Origin of the sequence: uncultured Olegusella sp. (assembly GCF_947253395.1) — a bacterium.
Taxonomy (GTDB): Bacteria; Actinomycetota; Coriobacteriia; order Coriobacteriales; family Atopobiaceae; genus Olegusella.
On the sequence record NZ_CAMXYY010000060.1, the window covers coordinates 1 to 8,507 of the forward strand.

An 8,507-nucleotide genomic window follows, 5' to 3' on the forward strand; every position below is an offset into this window, starting at 1 on the left:
CAGCAAGAAATTGCTGAAAGGAAGGCTTCTCGTGGTGAGAGCCAGGTCGTGCCTGCCACAGAAGCGAGCGACCCTCTTGAAGCAATGAGCACAGCAGAGCGCGCCTATAATGCCCAGACCGAGACAGAGTTACGCAAACGCCTGCAGGAATCCTCTCCTACCTTCTTCGAAAAAGCCGTCGTGGATTTGCTGTGGGCGATGGGCTATGGCGGGGATAAGGGTGAGAAACAGCACGTTGGCCGCAGCGGTGATGGCGGTATCGATGGCATAATTCGCCAAGACGCCCTGGGTCTGTCCAACGTCTATATCCAGGCCAAACGCAATGCCGATACGAACAAGGTGGGCGACCCTGAGATTCGCAATTTCATGGGTTCTCTGGATGCACACGGCGCTACCTTGGGCGTGTTCGTCACTACCTCAGATTTTCAGCCAGCCGCTGTGAAAAGCGCGAAAGGTTATCGTCACGGCAAAATCGTGCTCATCGATGGCATCAAACTCACCGAGCTGATGCTCACCTACGGCGTGGCTGTTCACACCAAACGCGAATTCACCCTCTATGACATTGACGACGATTTCTTTGACGAAACCATCAACTAGCTCCACTCCGCAAAGCTGGCAAGATCGATAGTCCAGCGGCGGTAGCCGGCATCGTCCTCATGGCAGATGTAAATTCGGCTTGTGAAGGCGCAGGTCAGCAGCAGTGCGGCGGCGGTTGTCGTCTTGCCGCCACTCCCGATAGGCGTCCTCTACATAAGCGCGAGCTCAGGCAGGGCAATTATCAAGATTCGTGGTAGCAGCACGCGGAGTTTCGTCCGCCGGGAATCCCAGCAGCGGCACCTGCACAATCTTTCCTTTGGTCGTGCGATACGGCGCGGCAATACGCTCTGTTGTTTGGCTTGAGCCATGTTAGGTTCCCCTCTTTTTGCCGCGGCAGACCCACGAAGCAGATATTGAGTTGTGCAGACCTGCACCGACATCTAACCAGCTCGGCACCCATTACAGGTACCGAGCGGCTGATGCTTCGCAGACCTCCCAGTGTTTGGCTGGAATATGGCGTCGGGTAGCTAATCCGTCACCTGTAGGAGTTGTGTGAGAAGTGAGCGTTTCTGCGGTTTTGTGAAGAACTACTCACTTCCCGCACAGCGTTCAGGTAAAATCAGCTTTGAATCACAGCCGCGTAATTTCGCCTCTGCGCTTCCTGAATCTTCATCATCTAGAAGGGTGTGCGGAATTGCGGTGCAGGAGCGATACACAGCGATACAGCATGATACAAAGAGGGAGACCGTATGGGTAAGAACACTCCGTTCAAATGCGCTTTTGATGGTCTCAGCCCGCTGCTGAAAGACAAAGCAAAATCAGGCGAGTTTGTGGCGAGCATTATCAACATGGGTCTCAAGCCTGAAGTCAAATTCAAAGATGGCAACTTTGTTGAACACAGCGCTTTGAAAATAGTGGCCGTGTCAACTTGGAAGTCCTACGCGAACGGAAACCGCGAAATTTCTCAGGCTGTTGCCAGCGAGCTTGCTGGCAGATGGAAATCAAACAGATTCGAGCAAAACCTCCAGGACACCTACGAAGAGCCAGCTTTGAACGACTGCTCCGTATTGCTGCAGCGGATTGATCCGCAAATCAATAGGGGAAATATCGGCTACCAACTGGGCGAGTTGTTCTACAACATTTTCAAAACTGCTGGAGGGGATCCGAATGCAGTGCTACCACCCGAGATTGAAAACATTGTGCGGCTCGAGCGTGAAGGCGAACCTTTTATTCACACCGTAACACACGACCTTCATTTAGATGAGCAGCGCATCAAGCTAAAATCCCAACAAGAGACCCGAGAAGCCATCGTGCGTATCTGTGAAGCCCTCGACTGCCAGCCCGGAGATGTCGTAGAAGCAATAGCATTAAGTGATGCCCGCGAGAAGGAGAAAGCATGAATAAGATACCAAATAATCCTGATATCTGGGAGCAGCTCACTCCGGAGCAGCAGGCACGTTACTTTATTGATCAACGTCTGAAAGAAGCCGGCTGGATCTTGCAAAACATGAAAGACTTTAATCCTCGTGCTGGGCGTGGAGTTGCTGTTAGGGAGTTACAGACCAGTACTGGACCAGTGGATTATGGATTGTTCGTTGACGGCGCCCTTTGCGGTGTTGTTGAAGCGAAGAAAGACGAAGAAGGACACAATATTACCTCGGTAGAGCATCAATCCTGGCGCTACGCTGATAGCACGGTTATTTATGGAGATAAAAGCGCGCCTATAAGGTTTGTCTATGAAGCTACTGGCATCTTGACTCGTTTTACTGATTACAACGACATTCATTACCGCTCTAGGGATGTATTCTCTTTTCATCGCCCAGAAACGCTTGCAGATTTGCTCGCTGATGAAAGCACTCTTCGCAACAGGCTCATGCAGTTTCCTCCGTTGAATCCATCTGGGTTTCGTGAATGCCAAACCACAGCCATCGTCAACCTAGAGGAATCGTTTGCCCACAATCACCCACGCGCTCTTATTCAGATGGCCACAGGGGCGGGAAAAACCTTCACCGCAATTACCTCAAGTTATCGGTTACTGAAATATGTTCGTGCACAAAGAATCTTGTTTCTTGTAGATACGGTGAGTCTTGGTAAGCAGGCGGAAGACGAATTTCGGGCTTATAAGCCTGTTGGTGAGACGCGAACTTTTTCCGAGATTTACGGAGTTACCCGATTGAAGAGCGGTTCATTCCCCAAGGATTCACAAGTCTATATTTCCACGATTCAACGGATGTATTCGATCTTACGAGGGAAAGACCTCCCTGAAAATCTGGAAGAAGAAGCCGAAGATAGCTCCGTCGTCCTCAATTCCGCATCGCACGAAGTGGCTTACAATCCAGATGTTCCTCTAGAGATGTTTGATGTAATCATCATTGACGAGTGTCATCGCTCCATATACAACGTATGGAAGCAGGTGCTTGAATATTTCGATTCATATCTCGTGGGTCTCACTGCAACGCCCGATAAACGAACCCTCGGTTTCTTTAACCAAAACGTTGTCTCTGAGTACACGCATGATAATGCAGTGGTTGACGGTGTGAACGTACCAGGCGATATTTTCACTATTGAAACAAAAGTAGGAACCGAAGGAGCAGTGATTACTCCCCAGAAAATAGAGTTCCGCGACCGCCTAACTCGTGAAAAGCGCTGGGAACAGCTAGATGAGGATGTTGAATACAACAAGCAACGTCTAGATGACGATATTGTTAACCCATCTCAAATTCGCACCGTGATACGCGCATTCAAGGACGCACTGCCCCGCATTTTCCCTGAACGCGCAGAAGTCCCGAAGACGCTTATTTTTGCGAAAACCGATTCTCACGCAGACGACATCATCCAAATCGTGCGTGAAGAGTTTGGCGAGGGGAACGAGTTTAGCCAGAAAATTACCTACTCGGCGCAAAACGCGGAAGAAGCCCTCAGCTCGTTTCGGAACGAGTATTACCCACGTATAGCTGTAACCGTCAATATGATTGCCACCGGCACCGATGTAAAACCACTTGAATGTTTGCTTTTCATGCGCGACATCAAGAGCAGGAACTATTTTGAGCAGATGAAAGGTCGTGGTACCCGCACGCTCGGATATGAACAGTTGCGCGCTGTTACACCCTCTGCTACGCACGCGAAAGACCACTATGTGCTTATTGATGCAATCGGGGTATCGAAATCGTTGAAAACGGAATCCCGCCAGTGGGAGCGCAAGCCATCAGTGAGTCTCAAGAAGCTCATGCTTGATATTGCTTCTGGAAACCATAGTGAAGAGAATTTTAGCTCACTTGCATCACGGTTGAATCGACTCGAAAAGCAGCTCTCAGAGGAGGAACTCATTGAGTTCGTAGAGATAACTGGTGCTCCGGTGAAAGAAGTCGTGCGAATGCTTGTTGATGCGCACGAGCCCGATAAGATTCGTGAGACGGCCGAAGCCATGCTTGGTTCAGACCATGAACTAACTGAGACCGAGCTGGCTGAAGCTGCAAAGCATATGCGAAGCGATGCTGCAGGGCCGTTTTGCAAGCCTGAAGTACGCGAGTTTGTGGAAAACGTGCGGCGCAACCACGACCAGCTTATCGACGCTGTGAATATCGATGGGGTGACTTTTTCCGACTGGGATTCGAATCATGTAGTTGAGCTAGATAAAGCAATTGCTTCTTTCAGCCAGTTCATTGACGAGAATCGTGACGAAATCACTGCGCTAGGAATCTTCTACGATATTCCTTACCAGCAACGGCAACAGAATCTGGAAGCATTGAAGACCCTTCATCAGAAATTTACCCAAGCCCTTGGGGGAGTCACTATTCAACGCCTATGGGAAGCCTACGCAATTCGAAGGCCAGAAAATGTGAAAGCCAGAGGTTCAGCGCGCACCCTCACTGACCTTGTTTCCCTCATCCGCTTCCAAGAAGGATACCAAGATGAGCTAATACCTTTCGCGGATCGTGTGAACTACAACTTCATGCGCTGGACTATGCAGAAAAACCAAGGCAACATAAAACTCACCGACGAACAGATGAAATGGCTGCGCCTCATCCGCGACCATATAGCAGTTTCACTTTCGGTGACACCAGAAGATCTTGAGCTCACCCCATTTGACGAGCATGGAGGCTTAGGTCGTTTCTACCAAGTATTCGGAGGAAACTACATGGCGGTACTTGACGAACTAAACATGGCATTGGCGGCGTAAGGACGGGTTTTGACTTCTCAAAAGAAAACGCGATTAGTCCCCCTAAGTGAAATCGCACGAATTTATAACGGCAACTCGATTAACACCAAAGTAAAGAAGGAAAAATACCTTGGTCTAAACGACGGACTTCCCTATATTGGCACAAAAGACGTCGGTTTCGACGGTGCAGTCGATTACGAGACTGGTGTTCGCATCCCCACTGGTGAACCAAAATTCAAGACAGCACCAGCTGGCACTGTTTTCGTCTGCGCAGAAGGCGGGAGTGCAGGAAAAAAGACTGCGCTCATCGACAGAGAAGTTTGTTTCGGTAACAAGCTCTTCGCCATTGTCGCCGACTCATCTGTCTGCGATCCTGAGTACCTGTATTTATTCACCAGCTCTCCGCAATTTAAGGAGCAGTTCAAAGCACTGATGGGAGGACTAATCGGTGGAGTAACTGCCGCCAAATTTGGCTCAATTGAGATTCCGCTGATTCCACTCGAAGAACAACAGATGACTGCAAAGGAAGTTTCGACTCAGTTGACAGCACTTTCACTGCATGAGAAGTCGGTGGCGTCGCTTTTTACCAAGACTAACCATCTTTACCAGCATTTTATTGACAGCACTCTTGATGATTTGGCGGAGAAAACTTTTTCTACGCTCGGAGAGCATCTCAACGAAAAACCCCGTAATGGTAAATCCGTGAGACCAAATCCAGATGGTCGCGGAGTTCGTTCACTGAGTTTGAGTGCAACAACTTCAGGATATTTTGACCCGCAGTATTTCAAATACGTAGATATAGAGGTTCCCGAGGATTCTTATCTTTGGCTAGAGCCAAACGATATCTTGGTTCAGAGAGCCAATACTATTGACTATGTTGGGACGGCGGCAATCTATACTGGCGGTAGTCATGAATTTATATATCCAGATTTAATGATGAAATTAACACCAACACGAGATGTAACGCCTCAGTTTATGCTTCTCCAGTTGCAGTCAACGGTAATAAAAAACTACTTCAAGTCACACGCAACTGGTACCGCAGGAAATATGCCAAAGATAAATCAAAAGACAGTGATTAATGCACCCTTTATTATGGTCGAAAGTGCCGTGCAGAAGATGCTAATGGATCGTGTATCATCAGTTCAATTGAGTATTGAACAGATGAAAGATCAACTGGAAAATGTCGCAAAGAAGCTAGAACTACTCCGTTTGTGCATTCTGCAGAATACTTTTGCTGGAAATACGGTTAGTGAGGAGAAGTAGTAAAGTGTCAACCAATTCGTCCACCATTATTTCCAAAGTTTGGGCTATGTGCGGGGTGCTATACGATGACGGCGTCTCGTACGGTGACTATCTCGAACAGCTCACCTATATGATTTTCCTGAAGCTGGCAGACGAGTATACGAATCCTCCGTACAACAAATCCCTGGGCATCCCAGAGGGCTATTCTTGGAAGGATTTACGCGCGTTCAAAGGAACTGAGTTGGAGAGCCAGTACCGAGAAACTCTCGATATCCTCGGGGAACAGCCCGGTATTCTCGGGCAGGTGTTCCAACGTGCGCAAGACAAAATTTCCGAGCCCGCCAAACTCGCCAAGATCGTAGCCATGATTGACGCCGAAAACTGGGCGGCAATGTCTACCGACGTAAAGGGTGAAATCTACGAGGGATTACTCCAAAAGAACGCTGAAGATACAAAATCAGGAGCTGGCCAGTACTTTACCCCGCGCGTACTCATTGAAGCAATGGTCGAGTGCCTGCAGCCAAAACCAATAAAAACCATCGTGGATCCCGCTTGCGGCAGTGGTGGCTTCTTCCTCGCAGCTCAACGCTACATTTCCTCCAACTACAGGCTGGATCGGGAACAGAAAGAGTTCCTGAAAAACTCCACCTTCCGGGGCTGGGAAATCGTACCAAACACCTATCGTCTGAGCTTAATGAATCTTTTCCTGCACAATATCGGCGATTTGCAGGGGAACATACCAATTACTCGTAACGATGCGTTGCTTTCAGATCCGGGTGAGCGTTTCGACTATGTACTTTCAAATCCGCCTTTTGGCCGGAAATCCTCCATGACATTCACCAACGAGGAGGGCGAACAAGAGCGCGAGGATCTAGTGTATTCCCGCCAAGACTTCTGGGCGACCACATCGAACAAACAGCTCAACTTTTTACAGCATATTCATACTCTGATGAAAGTAGGCGGGCAGGCGGCGGTGGTACTGCCAGATAATGTGCTCTTTGAAGGAGGCGCGGGTGAGACCGTACGCCGGAAGCTTATGCAATCGTGCGATGTGCACACAATCTTGCGCTTGCCGACTGGTATTTTTTATCGCCCCGGTGTGAAAGCTAACGTGGTGTTCTTTGAACGTAAACCTGCATCAAGCGAGCATAGTACCAAAGATATTTGGTATTACGATTTGCGTACAAACAAGCATTTCACGCTGAAACAGCACCCTCTCACCCTTGCAGACTTGCAGGATTTCATCACCTGCTATAACCCCGAGAATCGGTATCAACGTACGGAAACTTGGTCGGAAGAGAACCCCGATGGTAGGTGGCGTAAGTACTCTGCGGATGAGATTTTTGGCAGGGATACTGCATCGCTAGATATCTTCTGGATAAAAGACCAGGCCTTGGCTGACATGGAAAACCTGCCTGAGCCGGAGGAGATTGCTGCCGAGATTATCGACAGCCTCGAATCCCTACTAGCTTCGTTCAAAGAGCTGCAAGCCGAGGTGTCGAGGACAGAACAAGGTTCGAGAGCCTACTAACTCGCGGAGAAGGAATCAACATGGCCGTGTATTACAGTTTTCACTACGATCGCGATGTGAATCGTGTGCAGATGGTACGAAATATCGGATCGGTTGAAGGGCAGCAATTGCTAAATTCCCAAGCATGGGAAAATGTGCGGAGGCGCGGTTTTGATGCGATTGCAGATTGGATTGAGGAGCAGATGAAGTATAAAAGTGCTGTCATTGTTCTCATCGGCCAAGAAACAGCTAATCGCCCGTGGGTACAATATGAAATTCAACGTGCTTGGGATATAAAGAAGCCAATGCTCGGAATCCGTATTCATGGATTGTCGTCATTCGGAGAAACAGACTCGCCAGGCCCAGATCCCTTTACTCAAATCGACGGATGTGGTGGTATAAATCCTGGATTCGACATTTTTGATCCTACGGTAAAGGATTTATGGGGATACATCGATTCAAAAGCTACGTTCAACAAGCTAAGAGATAACTTGAGCTACTGGGCTAAGCAAGGAAAAACTCGTAAGTAGCAGAACAGAGGGCAACGATGGACGATAACGCCAAAGCTGAAGATAGGCGCAAGCACCTAGAGTTTATCCAAGCTGCAATTTTGCGTATGTCCCAGGCTTCCTCTCAGGTGAAAACTTGGATGCTGCCTGTTGTCACGGCAGCGTACGCCTACGCAGTAATCAATCATTCGTGGGAGATTGCTTTGTTGGGTGTTCTAGTAACATTCCCTGCTCTCTTTATGGACTGTCGATATCTGCGCACCGAGAGGAACTATCGGGAGCTATACAAAAAAGTAGCGCAGCCGGAAAGCGATATCCCTGTGTTTTCTATGGACTGTGGCGCGGCGATACTCGCATCTGGTTGCGGATGTCGAGGGTTGAGCGTCTTGAAGTCTTGGTCTATCTGGCCTTTCTATTTGAGCATCATTCTCATTGGTTTGCTTGCGTTGTTTTTTGCCGTTATTGGTAATTGAAACTCAACTAATCCAGTCGCGACATAATTTGCGTCCAACTGAACATCGGCGGCATTCTCATTTTGGTTGGCGTAACC

The 8,507-nt window shown here is 48.7% G+C and carries 7 protein-coding genes; all 7 read left to right on the forward strand.

The window, feature by feature from the left end:
* On the forward strand, positions 1–597 hold a 597-nt coding region (locus Q0X25_RS05775; RefSeq protein WP_298579833.1), incomplete at its 5' end, for a restriction endonuclease.
* Between the two features lie 59 nt (positions 598–656).
* The gene (locus Q0X25_RS05780; RefSeq protein WP_298579837.1) at positions 657–794 is read left to right on the forward strand and encodes a hypothetical protein; all 138 of its coding nucleotides are present in this window, start codon (positions 657–659) and stop codon (positions 792–794) included.
* A 492-nt stretch (positions 795–1,286) separates the two neighbouring features.
* A complete protein-coding gene (locus Q0X25_RS05785; protein ID WP_298579840.1) occupies positions 1,287–1,937 on the forward strand; it encodes a helix-turn-helix transcriptional regulator in 651 nt (216 codons plus the stop codon).
* Positions 1,934–4,717 carry a DEAD/DEAH box helicase family protein gene (locus tag Q0X25_RS05790; protein ID WP_298579843.1) on the forward strand — a complete coding sequence of 928 codons (2,784 nt, stop codon included), beginning with the start codon at positions 1,934–1,936 and terminating at the stop codon, positions 4,715–4,717. The genes Q0X25_RS05785 and Q0X25_RS05790 overlap by 4 nt, the downstream gene beginning before the upstream one ends.
* 9 nt (positions 4,718–4,726) lie before the next feature.
* Positions 4,727–5,959: a restriction endonuclease subunit S gene (locus tag Q0X25_RS05795; RefSeq protein WP_298579845.1), complete on the forward strand. Its 1,233-nt coding sequence runs from the start codon at positions 4,727–4,729 to the stop codon at positions 5,957–5,959.
* 4 nt (positions 5,960–5,963) lie between these two features.
* Positions 5,964–7,469 carry a class I SAM-dependent DNA methyltransferase gene (locus Q0X25_RS05800; protein ID WP_298579848.1) on the forward strand — a complete coding sequence of 502 codons (1,506 nt, stop codon included), beginning with the start codon at positions 5,964–5,966 and terminating at the stop codon, positions 7,467–7,469.
* Positions 7,470–7,489: 20 nt separating this feature from the next.
* Positions 7,490–7,978: a TIR domain-containing protein gene (locus Q0X25_RS05805; RefSeq protein ID WP_298579851.1), complete on the forward strand. Its 489-nt coding sequence runs from the start codon at positions 7,490–7,492 to the stop codon at positions 7,976–7,978.
* Positions 7,979–8,507: the final 529 nt, after the last annotated feature.